This is a genomic window from Pseudochelatococcus sp. B33, from assembly GCF_053570585.1.
In genome coordinates this window covers 80,580-101,659 of sequence record NZ_JBSEFH010000004.1, presented here as the reverse complement: position 1 = coordinate 101,659, position 21,080 = coordinate 80,580, and the positions used below count along the sequence as shown (strand labels likewise).

Sequence of the window (21,080 nt, the reverse complement as noted above, 5' to 3'; positions counted from 1 at the left end):
GAGCCGCAAGCAAGATGATCAGCCGCGACAATATCAAGGACATCTATCCCCTGACGGCTTTTCAGGAAGGTGTCGCCTTTCACGATCTCATGGAGCAGGAGGGGCCGGACGGGTCGCAACGCGCGTATTTCCAGCAGATGCGGTTCACCCTGCGCGGCCCGCTCGATGCCGATGCGTTCGAGCGGGCGTTCGCGCTGCTGGTCGAGCGCCATGACATCTTCCGGACCGTGTTCCGGCTGACCGGGGCGGAGCGGCCGCTGCAGATCGTGCTCAAGTCACGGCACTTCGCCTGCGAGCGCGCCACCCTTTCCGGCCTCGATGCCGGCGCGCGCCGGCGCGAAGTGGAACTCTATGCGGAAGGCGACCGCAACCGGCCGTTCGACCTGAGATCGGATCTGCTGCTGCGCGTCGCGCTGCTCAAGGAAGACGCCGATCTGACCCATGTCGTGTTTTCCTTCCATCACATCCTGATGGACGGGGCCTGCATCGGCATCCTGCAGCACGAATTGACCCTCGCCTACCAGGCCTTTGCGCGCGGACAGAGGCCCGACCTGCCGCCCCCGGCGCCATTCAGCGCCTTCGTCGAGCTGTCGGTGGCGCGGCGGGAGGCGGCGGGCCTCGGCTATTGGCAGCGCTATCTCGCGGGCTACGAAACAGCCCTGGGCCTGCCCGCGGCGCGGCCCCATGCCCTGCGGGGCCGACGCGACACGCGGACCCACACCGTCACCCTGCCGGCAGCGCTCACGCACGCTCTCGCGGCGCTCGCGCGGCGCGCCGGCGCGACATTCAACTCTCTCGTTCAGGGATTGTGGGGCCTCCTGCTCGCCCGCATGCAGGACCGTGATGACGTGGTGTTCGGCGCAATGGCCTCGACCCGCCCGCAGGACATGCCGGAGGCCGAGGCAATCCTCGGGCCGTGCATCGGCATGCTCCCGCTGCGGATCAGTCTCGAGGAAGGCGAAACGGCGATCGGTTTTCTACGTCGGTTGCAACGGGAGCGGATGGACTGGCTGGACAATGTCCACTGCGCGCTCGGCGACATCCAGACGGTCACGCCTTTGCGGCAGGGACTGATCAACCATTACTTCGTCTTCGAAAACTATGCGCTCGAGGAGCGCTTCAAGGGCGAAGCGCAGGAACTGGGCATGGGCGTCACGATCGGTGACATCAGCATGTACCAGACGAACAACTATGATTTCGGCGTCGTCTCCCTGCCCGGCGAGGCGCTGCGGATCGATTTCACCTACAACGCAGATGCCGTCGACCCCGATGGCGTCGCCCTGATCGGCCGCCTGCTGCGCTCGCTGGCGGAGCAGATCGTGGCGCATCCGGACCGGCCCCTGTCGGGCATCGGCCTGCTGGATGAGGCGGAGCTGGAGCGCGTCGTCGCCCTGGGACGCGGCAGAGAGGCGGAGCCTGCAACCCACTCCCCGGCGCCGTGGGCGAACGATCTGCGCGCCCTGCGCGCGGCGATCGTGGAACGATCCGGCACGGAGCCGGCCCTGCGCCTGGGCGCACGTCTCGTCTCCCATGCCGACCTGGAGCGCAGGGCGCGCCGTCTCGCCGCCCGTCTCGTGCATGCACCCGGGCCGCCAGACCGGACACCGGTTGCGCTGCATGCCGACGCCGGCGAGGAACTGATGACCGCGATGCTGGCGTGTCTGCTGGCCGGCGTTCCCTATGTGCCGCTCGACATCCAGAGCCCCGGCGCCCGCCTCGCTCACATCGTGAACGATAGCGGCGCGCGGCTGGTGCTGTCCCACGCACCCGAACGCCTTGCGGGCGTCGTGGCAGAGCATGTGCAGGTGCTCGACATCGCATCGGTTCTCGCTGCGGCAGCGGGAAGCGGCGAGCCGCCGCCTCTGCCGGCGATGCCGCCCGATCCAACGGCCTACATCATCTACACCTCCGGCACCACCGGCGTCCCGAAGGGCGTGCGCGTCGGCCATGCCGCACTGCTCGCCTATGTTTCATGGCTGCGGCGCCGGTTCGGTTCCGCCCGCCCGCTGCGCACCGCCCTGCTGACGTCCCCGTGTTTCGACCTCGGCTATACCGCCGTCTATGGGGCGCTGCTCGGCGGCGGCTGCCTCAGCCTGTTCGACGAGGACGAGCGGCGCAATCCGGAGCTGGTGCTCGATGCGCTGTCCGGCCACCGCTGGACGATGCTCAAACTGACCCCGTCCTATCTGTCGATGCTGCTGCAGATTCCGCAGGCGGAGGAACGCTTCCGCCGGCCAAACGACCTCCAGCTGCTGCTGCTGGGCGGCGAGGCGCAGAACTTCGGCGATCTGCGGCGCCTGCGCGGATGGCTGCCGGGGCTCGACATCGCCAACCATTACGGACCGACCGAAACCACCATCGGCTGCATCAGCGGATCGCTGAACGATCTGGCGGAAGCCGGCGCGGGGCCGCAGCGCATCGGGCGGCCGATCACGGGGGCGCACGCCTTCGTCTGCGATCGTCGTCTCAGGCCTCTGCCGGAAGGGGTCGTGGGGGAACTCGTCGTCGGCGGACTTGGGCTGGCGCAGGGTTACGTCAATCCCTCGCCCGCCGATGCGGACCGTTTCACGCAGCTGCCATGGTGCGCCGACCTGCCCGTCTACTGCACCGGAGACCGGGCCTGCTGGCTCGCCGATGGGCAACTGGCGTTTCTCGGTCGCTCGGACGACCAGGTGAAGGTGCGCGGATATCGCGTCTCACTCAAGGAAGTGGAGGCCGCCATCCGCGACCTGCCCGGTGTGCGCGACGCGGCGCTGGTGACCGACACGCGCACAGGCGCGGCGGAGCTGGTGGCCTATGTCATTCTCGACGAGGAGAAACCGGCAGGCCCGGCGCAACTGCGGGCGGCGCTCGCCACCCGCTTGCCGGACGCGATGGTGCCCGGCCGGTTCATCCCGGTGTCCCGATTCCCCATGACCGCCAATGGCAAGATCGACCGCAAGGCAATGGCCGAGCACTGGCTGACGGCTGCCGCCGGCAGCGTCTCCGATCCGGACGACGGGCGCCCCGGCAGTGCGCTGGAAGAAACCCTGCGCGGCATCTGGCAGGACGTCCTGTTTCTGGAGCGCGTGGGTCTCGACGACGATTTCTTCGCGCTCGGCGGACACAGCCTCAAGGCGATCCTCATCATCTCCAAGGCCAGGGCGAAACTGGAGAGAGCGAAGCTGGAGCGTCCGCTTTCCCTGCGCAGCCTGTTCGACCACCCGACGATACGCCGTCTCGCGGCCCATCTCGAAAACCCGGCGCCGGCGGACGGCGCGCCGGTGCTGCTGAACCTGCGCCAGGGCTCACCGGGCGCGCCGCTCGCCTTCTTCTTCCCGCCCGCGCTCGGCACCTCGACCGTCTATCGGGAATTGACGGAGCGGCTCGACTGTGACGTCACCTGTTACGGGCTTCAGTCGCCGGGGTTCGACGCGGACGTGCCGTTCCTGCCGAGTCTTGCGGCGAGCGCGGACTATTTCGCCGCCCTGATCGGGCCGATGGCGAGCGCGCATCCCCTGCGTCTCGTGGGCTGGTCGCTCGGCGCGCTGTTCGCTTTCGAGACGGCGCGGCTGCTGGAGGCACGCGGCCGCGAAGTCTCGCTCGTGCTGCTCGACCCGTCCCCCCTCGCGCCGCGGCCGGACGGGCGATCCGCGGACGGATGCGGGACGCCGGCGCCCGAGCTGCGCTTTGCCGAACTCAGGACCCTTCCCTATTGGGGCCGTGTGCTGTCCATCATGGAGCAACTGCCGCCCGACGATTTTGCGCGGATCGAGCGCCTCGCGGCCCATCACCGCAGGATCGCCCATGCCGGTGCCATCGACGCGCCGGTGACGGCGGCGATCGACTGCCTGGAGGCCAGGGACGCCGGAGGCGGCGCGGCGGGCCTGCGCGCGCTCACCGGCGGCCGGTTCACGCTGCACGAGGTTGGCGGCGACCACTATTCAATGTTCCATCCGCCACATGTCCACGCTGTGCTGTCCCTGCTGCGGCGCCTGCTGGACGCGGGGGAAAGCCACGACGGGCGCCTCTCCGCATGAAGCCGTCTCGCGGATGATCGCTTCCGGAATGGCCCCGGAGCCGTGACCACCGGTCCAACGGCTTGCTGTCGCATCAGGTATCTTCCAGATGCGATACCCGTTCATCGGTTTGACATTCGAGGAGCCTTCTGCCCCTGTGGCAGCGGAGATCGGCCCGCTCATCGCCGCGGGCGGCGGCGGCGACACCGAGAAGGTGAGTGCCGCCGACCGGCATGGACCACAAGTGCCAGTCCCCCCCGAGGGGCTTCTCGAGCCGCGTGATCGAGAGGGGATCGAAGCGCAACTCGATCGACCGCGGCGGCGCGATGAGCCCGAAGCCCGTCGCCTTGAGCAGACTTTCCTTGAGGGTCCACAGGGCAAAGAACCGCTCCACGCGCCGCGTGCTCTCCTTCATGGCGGCCAGTTCGCGCATTTCCGCCTCCGTGCAGAAAGCGCCAGCCAGTTCGTCAGTCGCTATCGCCGGACTGACGGTCTCGACATCGACGCCGATCTGGGGGACATCCGCGACGGCGACAGCAACGAGGCCCCGCGTATGGGAGAGGCTGAAGTGACGCGCCTTTCCGTCCGGCGCAAGGGCAAGCGGCTTGCCATGCTCCTGCCGAACAAAGCGCCATGCCGGGGGCGGAACCGGTTCCCGGTCGCTCAGCGCAAGTCTCGCCAAACCATGGGCGGCGATGAAGGCCGACCGGTCATGCGCGAAGCGGAAGCCTCCGGCGCGGAGAAGCTCGGTTTCATCCAGCACGGCAGTCAGCCGTGCCTCATCCTCCGGCGTCATATCGTGAAGCGCCAGAAGGTGCACGTCGATGGACAAGACGCCTCTCACCCGCCCTCGCTTCCTTCCGGGGAACCGCCGCGCCGCTCGCCGGCCTAGGCCATGGAGCGAATGCCGCGCCATCGGCCGGCGTTTTCCTTCTATCCCCAATCCGGACGAGCAGCAACCGGCCCATCAGAGCGCTTCATCATTTCGCGGAAACGATGAAATGCTATAACTATTTGATTTTGAAATAATTTGTGTCCATCAGATGATTCCATCTGATCGGAACGCGCTCTAGCGAAGTGCGGCTTACCTGGCGGAATAGGTTTGCCGCAGGGCGATCTTGTTCACCTTCCCTGTATTGAGCTTGGGAATTTCTGCCGGAAAGACATACTTCTTCGGCTTCTTGTAGCTCGCAATCTGTTGCCGGCAGTGCGCTTCCAGAGCATCGGCGCCGACTTCGGCATCTGCGGCCGGAACAATGGCTGCGACGACGATTTCGCCCCAGGTGGGGTCCGGTAGGCCAAACACCGCCACCTCGGCGACGGAAGGGTGGGAGGCAAGTGCCTCCTCGACCTCGCGGCAATAGATGTTCTCGCCGCCGGAGATAATCATGTCCTTCTTGCGGTCTACGAGGTAGAGAAAATCTTCCTCGTCGAGATATCCGATGTCGCCGGTATAGTACCAGCCTTCTCGAACGGCATCGACCGTGGCGGCCGAGTTGTTCCAGTAGCCGGACATGCGGGTGGCAGTTCGGGTCACGACCTCTCCAGGCTGGCCTTTCGGCATGTCGCGGCCGTCGGCATCGACGATCCTGATCTGAACGCCGTTGGGCGCCTGGCCAACGGACGAAAGCCAGCGCCTCTCTCTTTCCGTACCATCGGGGCGGTGCTGGAGCTTGCCCAGCGTGGTTCCACCCCCCTCCGTCATGCCGTAAAGCTGAACGAAGACATTGCCCAGCATTTCAAGCCCACGCTTCAGGGTTGGCAGAGGCATGGGAGCCGCCGAATAGTAGATCGTGCGGAGGCTGGAGAGATCGGTCGTCTCGATGAGCGGATTGAGCAGCGTGCGCTGGACCAGGGTCGGGGCCATATGCGCCAGCGTCACCTTTTCGCGCTCGATCGTCGTGATGACCTCCTCTTCATCGTACCTGGGATGCACGATGACTTTGGCGGCACGCAGCTGGGCGCCGAGCTGGACCCAGCGCGCGCCCACGTGAAAGAGCGGCATGGTGATCTGGACGACATCATCGGGAAGCAGGCCGACTTCGGTCGTCATCATCTCCGCCATCTGGATTTCAGCGAAGTGCGAGCGCATGACGCCCTTCGGCCGACCCGTCGTACCGCTGGTATAGATGATGTGAATGAGATCCTCGGGAACGATCCTCCACGGAGCAGGCTGACCAGCCGGCACGCCATCGATGACGGCATCAAAGGAAAGAGCCCAGGACGGAGCGTTTCCAATGCAGATGAAATGCCGGATGCTCGGCATGCCTTCGCGAATGGAGGCGATCAGTTCCGCATAGGCCTCGTCGAAGATCAGAATGGACGGCGTGCAATCGGCCAGGATCTGGGAGACTTCCGGCGCCGCGAGGCGATAGTTCACCGTAGCAGCTACGAACCCCGCAAGCTCGCAGGCGGAAAAGGCGACGATCTGCTGATAGCTGTTCATGCACATGACGGCGATGCGCGACTGATGCCGCAGCCCGAGATCGCGCAAGGCAGTCGCGAGACGCAGCGCGGTCGAATGATGCTCGGCAAAGGAGATGCTTTGCCCGCCGAATACGTAAGCCGTGTCCGTGGGGTGGCATCGGGCATTCCGCCGAATGATGTCGCCGAGCGCCAGGAACGAGGCAGGGGCAAGGTCATGCATCGGCAAGCCCCAGCAGTTTACGGGCGTTTCCGCCGAGGATTTTTCTCAGCGTATCGGGCTTCAAATCGGAGTTGAGAAATTCGGTCACGGGGAACGGACTGTTGAAGAGCTGCGGCTGCGAGTAGTAGTTCGTGCCCAGGAGCAGCCGATCCTCGCCCGCAACGGAGATGAAGCTCTCGATCAAATGACCGACCGACACCATGACGCCGGTGTCGAACATGATGTTCGGATGGCGCGATGCGATGTAGGGCATCCATTGCGAATGGTCGGGGGATGAAAACGCATCGAGCGCAACGAAGGTAGCGTCGGGATGGCGGTCGGCCAATCTTTCGAGCCGCCACGGGCTCTCCAGCTTCGAATCCGCGATAACGTGGATGAAGACGGGCTTGCCGTGATCCTGGAGCCTGCGGACGAACTCATCCATCATGGGGTGATCGAGAACAACCCCCATGAACCGATGATGCCACATCATCGCGTGCATGCCGAGTTCATCGATGCAGCGGTCTATTTCCTTCAGCGCATCCAGCCCTTCCAGAGGGTTGACGGTGCCGTAGCATGCCGCGATCCTGTCCGGCCTGACCTGCTGATAGCGGCGAATGTAATCGTTCACACGCCGCGTATCTTCGATGCCTCGCGCGACCGGATATCCGTTTCCGGGCATGACGGATGCCTGGTGGATGCCGAATTTGTCCATGAAGGCCAGGCGCTGCTCGACATCGGCCCTGAGCGCGCGCTCATCGTCGAGGAACCACTCGCCGCCCGTCGTCAGGAGGCCGCTGAGCGGACCCACGTGCTGATGAAGGTCATAAATGTCGTAGCTGGAATCGCTCATTTCCGTCTCCAGAATCGCTCGTAATCAGGTTTCCGCTTCTGTGCGAAAGCCGCTGTCCCCTCACGCCATTCCTCGCCGTCCATCAGACCGAGAATGCCGTCGATCGCGCTCCAGTCGTCAGGACGAAGGGCGGACTTGACGCCGGCGATCGCGGTCGGCGGAGCGTTGCGGACAATTCCTCCCGCCAGCCTGACTGCCTGTTCGACCAACGTCTCCTTGGGGGCCAGCAAGGTCACGAAGCCGAAGCGCTCCGCCTCCTCCGCACTCCACACGCGCCGGCTGAGGATCAGATCCGCAGCTCTCCGGGCGCCGATGATCGCGGGAAGGCGGCTGAGCGCCGTATTCGGCAGAACGCCGAGGCCGATTTCAGGAAGCCGGAAGCTCGTTTGCGGATCCGCGACGACGAGATCGCAGACCGTCGCGAGTTCGACACCCCCGCCGAGGACAAGCCCCTTCACGGCCGCTATGACCGGCCGTGGATCACGATCGATCGTCCGGAAGAGATCGACCGGGGTTGGTGAGGAGTGGTCGGTTTCCGTTCGCTCAAGCCATCCGGTCGACAGCATATCCTTGATATCCGCCCCGGCGCAGAAGTCCTCGCCGCGTGTGGAGATCACAAGCGCACGAGCAGGATTATCGCCCTTGCGGCTTTCCGCGATCGCCTCCAGGGTTTCCTGGACCAGCCCCGTCGACAAGGCATTCTTCCGGTGAGGATCGTTGAGATAGAGAATGGCGACATCGCCGTTTCGCTCGGTTTCGATCAGCACGGTGGCCCCCTCAGTTGGACAGGAACGCGCGCGCGATCTGGATACGCTGCATTTCCGACGTGCCTTCGCCGATGCGGAAGGCCCTAGCGTCGCGATACATGCGCTCGATCGGCCAGTCGCACATGTACCCGGCGCCGCCGAAGATCTGCAGGACGCGATCGGCGACCCGGCCGACCATTTCGCTGGCGTACAGCTTCGACCGGGACCCGGCGATGCGGAAATCGGGATTGCCCTCGTCAGCCAACACTGCGGCGCGATAGGTCAGCAAGCGGGAGGCCTCCACCTCGCAGTCGCTGTCGGCGAGCATGAACTGGATCGCCTGATGATCGGCGAGCCTCGCCCCGAACGCGCGTCTTTCGTTGACGTATCCCCGGGCCAGCCTGAGAAGTTCGTCGGCCATTCCCACATAGCGCGCCGAATATTCGATCCGCGTGGTATTGATGGTGGCCATCATCGCGGCGAAGCCACCGCCAACCTCGCCGAGGATGTTTCCTTCGGGAACCTCGCACGCCTCCAGCGAAAAGGCCCCGAGCTGGTAGCCTCGCCACCCCATCTTCCGGAAGTTGCCGGTGTAGACGAAACCGGGGTTGCTTCGCGGCACGATGAACAAAGTGAAACGTGAGCGAAGCGGCGCATCGGGATCTGTAACCGCAAGGACGATGATGAAATCCGCATAATCGGCGCCGGATATGAACTGCTTGGCACCGTTGATGACCCAGCCGCCGTCGCTCTTTCGCGCCCGCATTTTCAGGCCGCCGAGGTCGGATCCGGCATCCGGCTCGGTCAGCGCATAGGCAACGGTGAGCTCGCCCGAAACGACGGGGTCGACGAACCATGGGCGCTGTGCCTCGTTCGCGAGGGTCAGTGACGCTGGGAGAAAGCCGATCGCGTCGGCGAGCGGCATGCATGTCTTTCCAATCTCCTCGCCGACGACCACCTGTCCGAGCATGCTGAGGCCGGCGCCGCCGATCGATTCGGGCAGATTGTGGCCGTACAGTCCCAACGCGACCGCTTCCCGCCGCAGCCGGCGGAATTCCTCATCGGAAAGAAAGTCCTCGGCCTCGACCTTCGCTTCCAGCGGGCGAAGATAATGGTCGACATATCCGCGTACGGTTTCCCGCAGCATGTTGAGTTCATCAGGGAAATCGAAGTTCATGTGGCGGCTCCTGCGGCCTTCTGCTTTGACTTCTCGGGCTTGCGCTCCGTGTAACCGCGCAGGACATCCAGAATGTTCAGGAGGTCATGCGCGCGCGCTTCGCCCATGAATGCGATGATGTCGGCCTCCATCTCGAGCGCGAGCTTCACCAGCTTCTTCCGCAGCGCGTTGCCCTTCTTCGTGAATGTCAGCCGCACGAGTCTTTGGTCGGCCGCATTCGCCTCGCGGGTCAAAATCCCTGCGGCCTCGAGGCGGCGTAGGGCGATGCTGACGCCGGATTTCGACAGCGTCGTCATCTGGCATATCTCCCGGGACGAAATGTCGGAGAAACGGGCCAGAACGTGGATGACGCGGCTTTCCGGAATGGTGATGCCGAGTTCGTTCTTGTAGCGCTTGTCGTAGATTTGCGTGATCTGGTTCGTGACATAGAGCAGGCGATAGGGAAGGTAATCGTCCAGGATGAGATAGTCCTCGCCCTTCACGCCGGCGGCTGCAGGCAGATCACGTCCGTCCGATGGATCGCGGCCGGTCATGCTTTCTCCTCATACGGCACGTTGTTTTCCACGTAGGACCAGATCTCCCGCGCGACATGGGTCTCCCTTTCCTCGCGAATGTGGGCGATCAGCCCTCCGGCCCGGGACACGACCGCAAGGCCGCGCATGGCGTCTACTGGGAATCCTATCTCCAACAGAAGCGCGGCTATCGCGCCGGTCGCATTGAGGGGGATGGCCTTGCCCGCCGCCGCATCCACCTCCCGAGAGAGCGTCAGCAGCATGTCGACATAGTCTCCATGGATGCCGCTCCTGTCAGCGAGCCCGATCAGTTTCGTTGTCCGCGGATCGGCCGGCTTGTGCAGCGGATGTCCGAAGCCTGGCAGCGGTTTGCGCATCTGGCGGTAGTTCGCCACGAGCTTTCGGCAGTAGACATCCGGCGCGTCATTCGATGCGACGCCCTCTACCAGCAGGCGGGCGCAGGCTTCCGAGGTTCCGGCAAAGATGTTGCCAAGCGACAGCAGCCCCGCCGCGATCGCCACCTGGCTGTCTTCGGGCAGGCTGTCGATCGTCAGCCGCGCGATCAGCGACGAGGGAGTCCAGCTATGCTCCATGAGCGTGACGAGGCACGCGTCGAGCACGATTCTCTGGCGCTCGTCGGGCAACCGGCCGGTGACGATCAGATGCAGCGTCTCGGTATACGATCTCTCGCCGATCAGATCGCCGGCGAGGTCCATGCCGCGGACCACGACACGGTCCTTTTCGGCATGAGCGATGCTGGTTGTTGGCTGAGTATGGGTCATTTCAATAGAGTTCCATAAGTTTCTCACGGTCCATGATTGCCGCAGGCGGCCCGGAATAGAGAATTTTCCCGGCTTTCAGCACCAGGGCGAGATCCGCGACACGCAGGACTGACTGCACGTTCTGCTCGACCAGGATGATCGAGAAGCGGAGGGTTTTCTGCACTTCGAGGATGGTCGACAGCAGGTCTTGAAACAGTTTTGGAGCAAGCCCGATGGACGGTTCGTCCAGGAGGAGACACTTCGGGTTGGCCGCCAGCGTCCTTGCAAGGGACAGCATCTGCTGCTGTCCGCCGGAGAGGAGGCCCGCGCGGCGATGGAAAAACTCGCGAAGGATCGGCAGCGGCTCGACCACACGATCGATACGCGCCTGCCCATCCGCCTTGCTTAACTTGAGGGCCGTGAGGCCGAGACGGAGATTGTCCTCGACCGTGATGTTCGGGAAAACGCCCTTGCCCTCGGGCATGTAGGAAATCCCGAACCGCATACGCTCGGCCGGCGGCGTTTCATCGAGCGCGACGCCACGGCAATGGACGGTGCCGCTGCTCTTCGGCAGCAGGCCGTAGAGGACTTTGAGCAGGGTCGACTTGCCGGCGCCGTTGTGGCCGATGAGCGCCATTGTCTGGCTTTCGCCGAGATCGAAGCTGATATCGTCCAGCACCAGCCGGTCGCCGTAGCCGGCGGAGACGTTTCTGACGGACCAGTCGAGAGGCTGAGAAGGCATCACACTGTCTCCCCGAAGTATATCGCTGTCAGCCGCTGGTCGCCCAGTATTCTCTCGGGCTCTCCCTGATCGAGCACAGTGCCGCGTTCGAGGAACGCTATTCGATCGGAAATCCCCCTGACGATGTCGAGATTGTGCTCGATCAGGCAGATGGCGACGCCCGCCTCCACGTGCTTGCGCAAGATCGCGAAGAACCGCTCGTATGAGCTGAGGTCGAGCCCCGAGGCGGGCTCGTCCAGCAGCCAGACCGTGGCCTGCATCGCCAGAATGCGTCCGAGCGACAGAAACTTCTGCTCGGCATAGGAGATGTCGACGGCAAGCTCGTTTCGTCGATGTGCCAGTCCAACCTGCTCCAGGATTTCTTCCGACCGTTCGAGCCGTGCGCGCTGTTCAGCGCCGGACGACAGAAACGACCAGGGGCTCTGCTCCGTGACCGTCAGGATATTCTCCTGCACCGTCATATGGTTGAACAGCCTCAGGGCCTGGAAGGAGCGTGCGATGCCGCGCAGCGAGATTGCTCGGGGCGACAGACCAACGATGGAAACGCCATCGTGGGTCACGCTCCCTTCATCCGGCCGGAGATGGCCGGTGATGAGATTGAACATCGTGGTCTTGCCGGCGCCGTTCGGGCCCACAAGCCCGGTAACAGCGCCATAAGGCAGTGACAGGTTGACCTTGTTGGCCGCAGCTATGCCACCGAAGTGCTTGCTGACGCCTGTCAGCTGGAGAGCGACTTTTCCATGAACGGTCATGCTTTCGCCCTCGCTTTGCCAAGCAATCCCGCAGGCCGATAAATCATCAGCAAGATCATGGTGATCCCATAGAGAATTTGCTGAAGGTATCCGATGTTGTGGCTCGGGAGGGGCAACCAGCTCAGCCCGGCCGGAAGGAACTGAATGATCGCAGCGCCCACGACGGGACCGATCGTCGTTCCTGCTCCGCCGATGATCACCATCGCCATCACCAGGACGGAAAGATTGAGCGTGAAGCTTTCCGGGTTCACGAACGCGATGTTGTAAGCATAGAGGACGCCGCCGAGAGAGCAGAGTGCGGCCGATACCGCCACGGCGATGGCCTTGATGGCGGTAACGTTCTTTCCAATGGCGCCTGCGGCAGTCTCATCGTCGCGGATCGTGCGGAGATCTCTGCCGAATGACGTCCGCAACAGGCAGGTCACCACCAGAGCAACGAGCACGACGCATGCAATCGTGACGACCATGAACGACGTCGGCGACGAGAGCTCGTATCCAAAAAGTTCCGCGACCGGAATTCCGGTCAGCCCGCTCAGACCGCCGGTGCCCGATTCCCACTGCTCGAAGATCGTCGTCGCAATCACCTGCAGGCCGAGCGATGCGGCGACAAAATATTCGCCGCGCACCCGGAGCGCCGGAATCGAGATCAGCAGCGACGCGCATGCTCCGGATACCATCGCAAGCGGAATGGCGATTGCGAGGTCTGCCGAATAATACAGCCCCAGCAAAGCTGCCACATAGGCGCCGACGCCATAGAACACGGCATGCGCCATGGAAAAAATCCCGGCGTAGCCTATGAGCAGGTTCAGGCTGAGAGCGAGGATCATGCTCGTGCCGGTCACAGTGACCAGGTTTGCGATATAGTTGAGCATGGCGACCCTCCTAGACCCGTGCTCTGAGGCCGAGCAGGCCCGATGGCTTCAACAGAATGAAGGCGAGCAGGATGAGGAAGGTAACGGCGTCGCTCCACCCCGTCGGCAACTTCCAGAATGAAAGGCTTTCGGCAATGCCGAGAAGCAGACCGCCCATTCCCGCACCACGGGGGCTCCCGATCCCGCCAATGATCGTGGCAGCAAGGCTGATCAGCATGACACGGTGGCCCGCCGAGGGGGTGAGGCCCGCGGTCATCGTCTGGAAGACGGCGGCGGGCACGATGAGCGCCGAACCCAGCATCAGAGCGATGAGACACAGACGGCGCGAGGAGAGACCGAACACCGCGACCAGTTCCGGATTGTCCGACAAGCCTCTCAGCGCCAGGCCGATCCGCGTTCGTTCGAAGAACGCATTCAGCAGGAAGAAGATCAAGGGCGCGACGACAATGGTGGTGAGGCCGAGTTTCGAGATATAGAGGCCCGCATATTGTTCCGCGCGGGAGAATGGCGACGTCACGGAGAGGAACCCGCTGCCGAAATACATCGCAATCAGGTTCTCCACGACGACGGCGACGCCGAACGAGGCCACGAAGATTGTGAAAAACGACCCTGCGTCCCGCTGAATTGGCCGATAGATCGCCAGCTGGACGAAGGCGCCGAAGGCCGTGGCGAGAACCATCGCCGCGAGGAATGAGACGAACCAGTTCTGCGCGAGGACCGAGACGCTGAAATAGAATGCATAACCTCCGATCAGGTAAGCTGCGCCATGCGAATAATGAAAGGCGCGGGTCGTGCCGAATATGATGGCGAAACCCACCGCCATGAGGGCATAGATGGCGCCGGACTGGAGGCCATCCAACAGTAACTGCAAGAGAAGCATTGCCAGATCCCGTCCTGAGGCAGCGCGTTATTGCACGACCTGAACCGACTTGTCGGTGATGAGGTTGACCTGACTGGGCACGGTCACCGTTCCGTCGTCATGAAAGGTCAGCTTCCCGCCCACCACATCGAAGGTCTTGATCTCGGCCAACTTGTCGCGAATTGCTTTGCCTGTGACGTCGGCTTTCGAGTTCTCCAATTCCTTGATGATCTTGGCGACGATCATCGTTGCGTTGTAGTAGTTCGCATCATAGGGCGTGGGCTCCTTGCCATACTCCTTGCGATACGCATCGACGAAGCGGCGCGTAAGCGGATCGCTGGAGCTCCAATCGGTCTTCTGGCTCACGTAAATGGTGCCGTCGCCTGCCGGGTCGGCGATGAAATTCGGATCGCCGATCGTCGAAATGCCGACGAACGGCGCAGCCACTCCGGCGTCGCGCAGCTGTTTCGCCAGCGAGATAAGCTGCTGGCCGAAGTAGGCCAGGAACACGGCATCGGCCCCGGTATCACGCACCTTGGCCGCAATGCTGGCGAATTGGGATGTCGAGCTCGAGATCGCGAATGCGCCGACCAGTTCCTGTTCATTCTTGACGGTGTCCGTCTCCAATGTCTTGACGACCGCCTGCCCGAGCGGATCGTCGACATAGACGAGGGCGATCTTCCTGACTCCCTTATTGGCCAGGTAGGGCAGAAGCGTCGTCACTTCGTCGTTTGCCAGCGGAATAACGTTGTAGAAATAAGGCGAAAGGCCCGCGAGATCCGGAGACGAAGCGCCGCCATTGAGGACCAGCACTTCGCCGCGACCGCCGATCGGAGCGATCGCCTTGGAAACTGCCGAAAAACCGGTGAATACAACCGGCACCTGTGTGACCCGCACAAGCTTGTTCATCGCGACGACAGCCGCCTGCGGCTGGGCCTGACTGTCTTCGAACGCTACTTTCAACGGCTTCTCAAGCAGCTTGTCATTGTTGATCTGTTCGACGGCAAGGTTCGTCGCCCGACGATACATCTCGCCGAAGGCCGCTGTGGGACCGCTAAGCGGATAGAGCGCGCCCAACGTATAGGCGTCCTGCGCCGTCGCCTGCCCCACGGATGCCGACGACACGATTGCTGCGAGTGAAAGCTGAATCAACAGTCTCATTTGTTCCTCCCCAGGGTCTCTCGTACCCGATAATGCAGATGTTTGTTTCGTTCGAAACGAAATGTCAAGCGGGCGCATCAACGGCAAAGCGTGCTGCCGTGACCTGTGCCATGCCCATGCCGGCGCGGTCGTGGGGTGTCATCCAGCCCAATAACCGGGCCGGGCATAGATTGCCTGCAGGTGCGCGATGAACAGCCGGGCAAGGCGGGACGGCCTGTTGCGTGGATAAACAGCCGTTATGTCGAAGCTCGGTAGCGCATATTCGTCAAGGACACTGATCAGTTTGCCGGTGGCAAGCTGGGCGTTGACCTCCCATGTCGAGCGCCAGGCGAGGCAATCGTCACTCAGCGACCATTGGAACAGCACTTCCCCGTCGCTGCAGTCGATATTGCCGTCCACCTTTACCGAGACCAGCTTGCCGTCCTCCTGAAACAGCCACTCACGTTGCCGGTTTGCCTGCAGATTGACTGCGAGACAATTGTGGTGCGCGAGATCCTCGAGCGTGCGCGGCACACCGTGTTTTGCGAAATACGCAGGAGTGGCGCAGACGACGCGTCGATTGGGGGCGAGTTTGGTCGTCACGAAATGAGGGTCGATGACGTCCCCGATCCGGATGCACAGGTCGTAATCTTCCTGAACCGGGTCGGGATAGTCGTTGCTCAGATTGAAGGAGAGCCGCACCGCCGGATGAGCGGCGGCGAAGGTGCCGGCATGGGCGGCGACGTGCTCACGCCCGAAATAAGGCGGAGCCAGCACCAGCATCTGCCCGCTCACTTCCGATGTGTCGGGAAATATCTCCGCCTCGCTGAGTTCGAGGTCGATCAGCAGATCTTCGCAATGCTTGAGGAATAACCGTCCCTGTTCAGTGAGGGTAAGCAGACGCGTGGTCCGGTGAAGCAGCCGCACACCGAGCCGCTTCTCCAATTCGTCGAGGCGTCGGCCGAGCATACCGGACGTGACCTTTTCCTTAATCGCGGCTTTGGCGATCGAACCCTCGGTGGCAACGGCAACGAAGGCGCGAATCTCCTTGTAGCGGTTCATGCCGAATCGTCTCCCCTCCCCCGGAGTGGACCGGCCGAAGCCCAATAGCCGGGCTGGGCATAAATCTGACGCAGCCAATCGATAAAGAGACGGATCTTGGCCGGCAGCGGACGTTGCGGCGGGTAGGTGGCGAAGATGTCCTGATCCGGCAGGGCGAAGTCGTCGAGCACCGTGACGACCTCACCTGCGGCCATCGCCTTCGCCATCTCCCATTGCGGACGCCACGCGATGCCGCGACCCTCCAGGGTCCAGCGTGTAAGCATGGTCCCGTCATTGCTCGCGAGGGTGCCGCCGGGCCGGACGACAATCGGCTGTCCCGCCTTCTGGAAGTGCCAACCACGTGCCTGACCGCCATGCTCGTTATAAGTGAGGCAATTGTGGTGAAGGAGGTCCTCGGGTGTCAGCGGCACACCGTGCCGATCGAAATAGGCCTGCGTGCCGCAGACCACCATGCGATTGGAGGCAAGACGTGTCGCCACCAGATGCGGATCCATAACGGGACCGGTGCGAATACCGATCGCATAACCCATCCGCACGATATCGACGACGCGGTCGCTCAGGTTGAGCGAGACATGAACATCCGGGTTGGCGTGCATGAATTCATGCAAATGCGGCGCGACATGCTGACGCCCGAAACTCGACGAGCAGGTCACGATGAGTTGACCCGTCGCATAGTCGCGCCCGTCGCTCACCAATCGCTCCGCCGTGCGCAGGCGCGCTATCATGTGAAGACCGTAGCGGTAATAGCGTTCCCCTTCCGCGGTCAGGGCAAGCCGTCGCGTGCTGCGCTCAAGGAGCGTGCCGCCAAGCCGTTGCTCGATTTGGGTAATACGCCGCCCGATCATGACCGGAGTCACACCGATGATCCCGGCAGCTTTCGCGAAGCTGCCGGCCTCGACCACGGCGATGAAGGTCTCAATATCGCGCAACTTGTCCATGGAAACACCATCCGATACTTTTCGTATATAATGAAAGGAATATTTGTCCAATTAACAATGAAAAAGTTTGGCTTTAGCATCCCTTGAAAATGGTCCGACAAACGGGCCGCGCATGACAGGGATGGAAATGCAGAAGATTGCGAGTGTGGAGACCTTCTCCACGGAGTTCGTCGGCGTCGTACGCATTACAACCGAGGACGGGCGGCAAGGCTACGGTCAGGTCGCGCCCTATAATGCGGATATCACCTCTGCCATTCTGCATCGCCAGATGGCCCCGGTCGTGCTCGGTGCCGAAGCTGACGACATCGACACCCTGGTCGAGCGCTGCTGGATCGGCGCGCACAAGTTTCCCGGCTCCTACACCTGCCGTGCCATTTCCGGCATCGACACGGCGCTCTGGGACCTCAAGGGAAAGCGCAAGGGCAAAAGCGTGGCGGCGCTGCTCGGCGGCACGAAGACGCGCCAGGCCGTCTACGGCTCCAGCATGCTCCGCGACATCACCCCCCAAAACGAGGCCGAGCGCCTGGTTCGGCTCCAGCAGGAGAAAGGCTTCCGGGCATTCAAGATCCGCATCGGCAACAATTTCGGCAATGACGTCGACCGCTGGCCCGGTCGAACCGAAACGATCGTTCCCACTGTACGCAAGGCCCTCAGTGACGGGACGGAACTGCTCTGCGATGCGAACAGCGGCTTCACCCCCAAGCATGCCATTGAAGTGGGGCGGATGCTCGAGGACTACAGGATCGGTCATTTCGAGGAGCCATGCCCCTACCCTGAACTCGAATGGACCGCCGAGGTCGCGGCGGCGCTGGCCATCCCGGTTTCGCAGGGCGAGCAGGAGGTGGACCTCGCCCAGTTCCGCCGGATGATCGGCATGGGAGCGGCGGATATCGTGCAACCCGATGTGTGTTATGTCGGCGGCATCAGCCGCGCGCTGCGTGTGGCGCGCATGGCGCAGGAGGCCGGCTTGCCGTGCACGCCCCACGCCGCCAATCGCTCGATGGTTTCTGTCTTCACCGTTCATCTGCAATCGGCCTTGCCGAACGCCGGGCATTTCATGGAACTCAGCATCGAAGATCCGCAGTGGATCGAGGGGATGTTCGCCTCCGATCCCTTCACCGTGATCGACGGCCATATCGAAGTGCCCGCGGGTCCCGGCTGGGGTGTCGAAATCAGCCCCGACTGGCTGGCCAGCGCCGATCACCGCGTCAGTTCGTTGTAAGCACGACGACAGCCGGACCCCGGCCACAGCCCGTTTCGGAACGAGAAAACAAAAATCACAGGGAGAAACATCAATGAAAACAAATATATACCTATCCATAAGCGCTGCGCTCTGCTCCGGCCTCCTCCTGTCGCCGGCCCTGGCACAGGACGGCAACAGGGATATACGGATCGTCATGGCCTCGGCCGTGGACGTAGTGGAGCCCTGCCACATGAATTCCACCAGCTATATCGGCCAGGTATTGAAGGAGAACGTGATCGAGACACTGCTCACACTCGATCCCGAGACCAGCCAGCCGCAACCCAACCTTGCCACGGAATGGACTCAGGTCGATCCCAATACCTGGCGCATCAAGCTGCGCGAGGGGGTCAAGTTCCACGATGGCGCGCCCTTCAACGCCGAAGCCGCGGTGACGGCACTCAAGCGACAGTTCGTCCCGGAAATCGCCTGCCGCGACAAGATCCGTTCCTTCGGGAGCATCACGCTCGAAACCAAGGTGATCGACGACCACACGCTGGACATCGTCACGAGCGAGCCGATGCCGCTCATGCCGCTCAGCCTCGCCCAGACCGCGATCACGGCGCCGAGCACGTCGATGACCGAGGCAACCCGTCATCCGGTCGGTACCGGTCCCTACGTCTTCACGAGCTGGGATCCGGCGCAGAGTCTCGTGCTGACCCGTTTCGCCGATTATTGGGGCGAAGCCCCGCAGGTCGCAAAGGCGACCTATGTCTGGCGCTCCGAGCCCGCGCTGCGCGCTTCCATGGTCGAGGTTGGCGAGGCGGATATTGCGCTGCAACTTGCTCCGCAGGACGCGACGAACGACGAGACGGATATCGGCTATCTCAACGCCGATACGAGCCGTATCCGCATCTTCATGGATAAGCCGCCGCTGAACGACAAACGCGTGCGCGAAGCCTTGAATCTCGCCATCGACCGCGACGCCTTCATCGGCACCATCGTCAGCCCGCTCTCGGTATCGGCGAGTCAATACATGCTGTCGAGCGTGAACGGCTACAATCCCGATCTCAAGCCGTGGCCCCATGACCCGGCCAAGGCGAAAGCCCTGGTCGAAGAAGCCCGACGTGACGGCGTTCCGGTCGACCAGGAGATTCTGCTCTACGGCAGCGAATTCATGGAGGCCAATCTCTCCGAGATGCTGGAAACGCTGGTTCAATATTGGGGGGAGGCCGGCCTCAATGTGAAGATCGTGATGGTCGACAAAATCCAGCACTCCGCCATCCGTCGGAAGCCCTATCCCGCCGACCGCCCGGCCTCCATGGTGCATGAGCTGCACGACAACGTGTCGGGGGACGCGTTCTACACCATGATCGTCTATTACACGTCAGACGGCGGGCTGAGTAACGTCTCCGACCCCGATCTCGACAAATTGCTGAACGAAGCCTCAGCGGCCACCGGAGACGAGCGCCGTCAACTGTTTCAGCAGGCGAACCGCATCGTACAGGAAGACATCATTCCCGACGTGCTGCTCTTCCACGTGGTGAGCTACATCCGGGTCGGCGAGCGTGTGTCCTACGAGCCCGATTTCACGACCCAAGGCAAACTCGAACTGAGCAGTATCACGTTCAAGTAGCCCGCACACCACAGCGACCCACAGGGTGGCGGCCGCGTGACGCAAGCGACGGCCGCCCCGCTCAGGGAGTGCGGGTCCCCAGACATCGCCCCTGAAACAAGCGAAACGAACCGCCGAGAGAGAGAGAGAGAGGAAAATCCATGCCCATCTACAAGTGGGACAATGCTCCCTACGAAGGCGAGCATATTCTCGACAACCCGCCGCCTTTCCATCAGAAACTGTGCAGCTACGGCGCGCGGCCATACTGGTCTCCGGACGGCAAGCGTATCGCCTTCGTGGAAAAAGCCTACGGCGACGTCCACGAGATCGATCTCGAGACACGGCAAATCCGCAATCTCACGGGCGATCTCGGCGCGCATCACGCCTTCCTCCGCGTGCTGTTTCTGCGCAACGGAGATTACCTGCTGATCGGCCCGAAAGAGTTCAAGGATCATCACGTCAGCCGCTATGTCGAATCCGAACTCTGGTACATGGACAAGGATGCCCGCCACCCGCCACGGCCGATGGGGCTCACTCTCTTCGAGGGGATCGGCGTCTCGTCGATCGCCGACCGCATCACCTATTCCCGCCACGGTGAACACGATCCGCGGCTCGGCACCATCAGCGATTTCGAATGCTATGTGACCGAGTTGGAATACGGCCCGAGGGGTGCGGAACTCGGTGCGACGCGCCCGATATACCGCACGCCCAGCGGCGAGCGCCGGCCCGAGCCGCAGGACTTCCGCAACAACGACACGGAAGTGATCATGGCTGAATATATCGGTCCGCGCGACCGCTCGACGACATGGAAGACGCAGACCCGCGGCATCGATCTGAAGACCCTGGATGTCCGCACCTATATCGACGAACCCCTCACCCATAATGAGCCGGAAGGCATTTTTCCCGACCACCAGCACATCTGTCTGGAATCCTCCTGCGACTTCGTCGATCAATTTCCGCCGATCGATCTGTGGAAGCTGAAGCTCGACGGCTCCGGACGACGCGTACGCATGACGCGGATGTTCGACCGCAAGCCATGGCGCGCGAGCAACTCCAATGTCAGTCCGGACGGAAAATGGCTCGCCTTCATGGTGAACACCTATACCAGCGAACCCGGATTCGGCATGGGCATCGGGCTGCTCGATCTCGAAGCCTGGGAACAGAGCGACTATGCCCAGCAGTGGGAAACCCCCGCCGAGCGCGAGATAGTGCGTCGACAAAACGGCGAATACGCCGACACCAAATGA

General features: G+C 62.7%; 18 protein-coding genes. 4 read left to right on the top strand and 14 right to left on the bottom strand.

The features are described from left to right. Positions 1–14 precede the first annotated feature (14 nt). On the top strand, positions 15–4,019 hold the full coding sequence (locus tag ACUSIJ_RS05515; protein ID WP_449307379.1) for a non-ribosomal peptide synthetase: 4,005 nt from the start codon (positions 15–17) through the stop codon (positions 4,017–4,019). A 73-nt stretch (positions 4,020–4,092) separates the two neighbouring features. Here ACUSIJ_RS05515 and ACUSIJ_RS05510 read toward each other — a convergent pair whose 3' ends face one another. The 14 genes from ACUSIJ_RS05510 to ACUSIJ_RS05445 all read right to left on the bottom strand — a co-directional run bounded on the left by ACUSIJ_RS05510 (position 4,093) and on the right by ACUSIJ_RS05445 (position 17,038). Next, positions 4,093–4,830, bottom strand: a complete 738-nt coding sequence (locus ACUSIJ_RS05510) for a 4'-phosphopantetheinyl transferase family protein (protein ID WP_449307378.1) — start codon at positions 4,828–4,830, stop codon at positions 4,093–4,095. Positions 4,831–5,082: 252 nt separating this feature from the next. Then, positions 5,083–6,645, bottom strand: coding sequence for a class I adenylate-forming enzyme family protein (locus ACUSIJ_RS05505; protein ID WP_449307377.1), 1,563 nt, complete (start codon positions 6,643–6,645; stop codon positions 5,083–5,085). Beyond that, positions 6,638–7,477 carry an amidohydrolase family protein gene (locus tag ACUSIJ_RS05500; RefSeq protein ID WP_449307376.1) on the bottom strand — a complete coding sequence of 280 codons (840 nt, stop codon included), beginning with the start codon at positions 7,475–7,477 and terminating at the stop codon, positions 6,638–6,640. The genes ACUSIJ_RS05505 and ACUSIJ_RS05500 overlap by 8 nt, the downstream gene beginning before the upstream one ends. After that, positions 7,474–8,244 (bottom strand): enoyl-CoA hydratase/isomerase family protein, encoded by a 771-nt coding sequence (locus tag ACUSIJ_RS05495; RefSeq protein ID WP_449307375.1) that lies wholly within the window; start codon positions 8,242–8,244, stop codon positions 7,474–7,476. The genes ACUSIJ_RS05500 and ACUSIJ_RS05495 overlap by 4 nt, the downstream gene beginning before the upstream one ends. Positions 8,245–8,254: 10 nt before the next feature. Beyond that, complete coding sequence (locus ACUSIJ_RS05490) at positions 8,255–9,400, bottom strand: acyl-CoA dehydrogenase family protein (RefSeq protein ID WP_449307374.1); 1,146 nt, start codon at positions 9,398–9,400, stop codon at positions 8,255–8,257. Beyond that, the gene (locus ACUSIJ_RS05485) at positions 9,397–9,933 is read right to left on the bottom strand and encodes a MarR family winged helix-turn-helix transcriptional regulator (RefSeq protein WP_449307373.1); all 537 of its coding nucleotides are present in this window, start codon (positions 9,931–9,933) and stop codon (positions 9,397–9,399) included. Before ACUSIJ_RS05485 ends, ACUSIJ_RS05490 begins: the two co-directional genes overlap by 4 nt. Then, positions 9,930–10,694 carry a citryl-CoA lyase gene (locus tag ACUSIJ_RS05480; protein WP_449307372.1) on the bottom strand — a complete coding sequence of 255 codons (765 nt, stop codon included), beginning with the start codon at positions 10,692–10,694 and terminating at the stop codon, positions 9,930–9,932. The genes ACUSIJ_RS05485 and ACUSIJ_RS05480 overlap by 4 nt, the downstream gene beginning before the upstream one ends. A gap of 1 nt (position 10,695) precedes the next feature. Beyond that, complete coding sequence (locus ACUSIJ_RS05475; RefSeq protein ID WP_449307371.1) at positions 10,696–11,415, bottom strand: ABC transporter ATP-binding protein; 720 nt, start codon at positions 11,413–11,415, stop codon at positions 10,696–10,698. Beyond that, the gene (locus tag ACUSIJ_RS05470; RefSeq protein WP_449307370.1) at positions 11,415–12,167 is read right to left on the bottom strand and encodes an ABC transporter ATP-binding protein; all 753 of its coding nucleotides are present in this window, start codon (positions 12,165–12,167) and stop codon (positions 11,415–11,417) included. The genes ACUSIJ_RS05475 and ACUSIJ_RS05470 overlap by 1 nt, the downstream gene beginning before the upstream one ends. Beyond that, the gene (locus ACUSIJ_RS05465; RefSeq protein ID WP_449307369.1) at positions 12,164–13,039 is read right to left on the bottom strand and encodes a branched-chain amino acid ABC transporter permease; all 876 of its coding nucleotides are present in this window, start codon (positions 13,037–13,039) and stop codon (positions 12,164–12,166) included. The genes ACUSIJ_RS05470 and ACUSIJ_RS05465 overlap by 4 nt, the downstream gene beginning before the upstream one ends. 10 nt (positions 13,040–13,049) lie before the next feature. Continuing rightward, positions 13,050–13,919, bottom strand: coding sequence for a branched-chain amino acid ABC transporter permease (locus ACUSIJ_RS05460; RefSeq protein WP_449307368.1), 870 nt, complete (start codon positions 13,917–13,919; stop codon positions 13,050–13,052). Between the two features lie 27 nt (positions 13,920–13,946). Next, the gene (locus ACUSIJ_RS05455; protein ID WP_449307367.1) at positions 13,947–15,059 is read right to left on the bottom strand and encodes an ABC transporter substrate-binding protein; all 1,113 of its coding nucleotides are present in this window, start codon (positions 15,057–15,059) and stop codon (positions 13,947–13,949) included. Between the two features lie 138 nt (positions 15,060–15,197). Beyond that, on the bottom strand, positions 15,198–16,100 hold the full coding sequence (locus tag ACUSIJ_RS05450) for a LysR family transcriptional regulator (RefSeq protein ID WP_449307366.1): 903 nt from the start codon (positions 16,098–16,100) through the stop codon (positions 15,198–15,200). Continuing rightward, entirely contained in the window at positions 16,097–17,038 is a 942-nt protein-coding gene (locus tag ACUSIJ_RS05445) for a LysR substrate-binding domain-containing protein (protein ID WP_449307365.1), read from the bottom strand. The genes ACUSIJ_RS05450 and ACUSIJ_RS05445 overlap by 4 nt, the downstream gene beginning before the upstream one ends. A gap of 112 nt (positions 17,039–17,150) precedes the next feature. On the opposite strand from ACUSIJ_RS05445, the gene ACUSIJ_RS05440 reads away from it, so the two are divergent. The 3 genes from ACUSIJ_RS05440 (at position 17,151) to ACUSIJ_RS05430 (ending at position 21,080) form a co-directional block, all read left to right on the top strand. Continuing rightward, positions 17,151–18,260, top strand: a complete 1,110-nt coding sequence (locus ACUSIJ_RS05440; RefSeq protein WP_449307364.1) for a mandelate racemase/muconate lactonizing enzyme family protein — start codon at positions 17,151–17,153, stop codon at positions 18,258–18,260. 175 nt (positions 18,261–18,435) lie between these two features. Continuing rightward, on the top strand, positions 18,436–19,854 hold the full coding sequence (locus ACUSIJ_RS05435) for an ABC transporter substrate-binding protein (RefSeq protein ID WP_449307363.1): 1,419 nt from the start codon (positions 18,436–18,438) through the stop codon (positions 19,852–19,854). 140 nt (positions 19,855–19,994) lie between these two features. Beyond that, the gene (locus ACUSIJ_RS05430) at positions 19,995–21,080 is read left to right on the top strand and encodes a hypothetical protein (RefSeq protein WP_449307362.1); all 1,086 of its coding nucleotides are present in this window, start codon (positions 19,995–19,997) and stop codon (positions 21,078–21,080) included.

Bases quoted from the DNA above. Each gene is read 5' to 3' on its own strand.
- ACUSIJ_RS05480 (WP_449307372.1), bottom strand. From the start codon at position 10,694: ATGACCCATACTCAGCCAACAACCAGCATCGCTCATGCCGAAAAGGAC.
- ACUSIJ_RS05505 (WP_449307377.1), bottom strand. From the start codon at position 6,645: ATGCATGACCTTGCCCCTGCCTCGTTCCTGGCGCTCGGCGACATCATT.
- ACUSIJ_RS05490 (WP_449307374.1), bottom strand. From the start codon at position 9,400: ATGAACTTCGATTTCCCTGATGAACTCAACATGCTGCGGGAAACCGTA.
- ACUSIJ_RS05430 (WP_449307362.1), top strand. From the start codon at position 19,995: ATGCCCATCTACAAGTGGGACAATGCTCCCTACGAAGGCGAGCATATT.
- ACUSIJ_RS05450 (WP_449307366.1), bottom strand. From the start codon at position 16,100: ATGAACCGCTACAAGGAGATTCGCGCCTTCGTTGCCGTTGCCACCGAG.
- ACUSIJ_RS05455 (WP_449307367.1), bottom strand. From the start codon at position 15,059: ATGAGACTGTTGATTCAGCTTTCACTCGCAGCAATCGTGTCGTCGGCA.
- ACUSIJ_RS05465 (WP_449307369.1), bottom strand. From the start codon at position 13,039: ATGCTCAACTATATCGCAAACCTGGTCACTGTGACCGGCACGAGCATG.
- ACUSIJ_RS05470 (WP_449307370.1), bottom strand. From the start codon at position 12,167: ATGACCGTTCATGGAAAAGTCGCTCTCCAGCTGACAGGCGTCAGCAAG.
- ACUSIJ_RS05435 (WP_449307363.1), top strand. From the start codon at position 18,436: ATGGCCTCGGCCGTGGACGTAGTGGAGCCCTGCCACATGAATTCCACC.
- ACUSIJ_RS05500 (WP_449307376.1), bottom strand. From the start codon at position 7,477: ATGAGCGATTCCAGCTACGACATTTATGACCTTCATCAGCACGTGGGT.
- ACUSIJ_RS05460 (WP_449307368.1), bottom strand. From the start codon at position 13,919: ATGCTTCTCTTGCAGTTACTGTTGGATGGCCTCCAGTCCGGCGCCATC.
- ACUSIJ_RS05515 (WP_449307379.1), top strand. From the start codon at position 15: ATGATCAGCCGCGACAATATCAAGGACATCTATCCCCTGACGGCTTTT.
- ACUSIJ_RS05440 (WP_449307364.1), top strand. From the start codon at position 17,151: ATGACAGGGATGGAAATGCAGAAGATTGCGAGTGTGGAGACCTTCTCC.
- ACUSIJ_RS05475 (WP_449307371.1), bottom strand. From the start codon at position 11,415: ATGCCTTCTCAGCCTCTCGACTGGTCCGTCAGAAACGTCTCCGCCGGC.
- ACUSIJ_RS05485 (WP_449307373.1), bottom strand. From the start codon at position 9,933: ATGACCGGCCGCGATCCATCGGACGGACGTGATCTGCCTGCAGCCGCC.
- ACUSIJ_RS05445 (WP_449307365.1), bottom strand. From the start codon at position 17,038: ATGGACAAGTTGCGCGATATTGAGACCTTCATCGCCGTGGTCGAGGCC.